Below are 322 nucleotides of genomic sequence, written 5' to 3'. Positions count from 1 at the left end.
ATTTTATGATGATATCGGTGCTATTAATTTCAGTACTAGGTACTTTGGTGACTGAAAAAATAGTTGAGCCACGTTTAGGTAAATATAACCCAGACGAAGCCGGTATTGATCTGTCTCAAAACAGCATAGACACCCTTACTCAACAAGAAAAATCGGGTCTAAAATGGGCTGGCGTTTCTTTATTAGCAGTCTCTTTATTACTTGCTTGGACCATCGTTCCTGACGATGGCATTTTACGAAACCCTGCAACCGGTGAAGTTGCGGGTTCTCCTTTTTTAAAAGGGATTGTGGTTATTATATTTGTGACATTTAGTATTCCTGG

General features: G+C 39.1%; 1 protein-coding gene. It reads left to right on the top strand.

The genetic code is table 11. The features are described from left to right. Window positions 1-47: 47 nt before the first annotated feature. Window positions 48-322, top strand: a 275-nt coding sequence (locus SB756_RS28880; protein ID WP_410912950.1) for an AbgT family transporter, incomplete at its 3' end; no start/stop codon positions are given.

It is taken from the genome of Pseudomonas sp. SIMBA_068 (assembly GCF_046534705.1).
GTDB lineage: Bacteria > Pseudomonadota > Gammaproteobacteria > Pseudomonadales > Pseudomonadaceae > Aquipseudomonas > Aquipseudomonas putida.
Note: the sequence above shows the minus strand (reverse complement) of the source record. Positions and strands in the feature narration are given on the sequence as shown.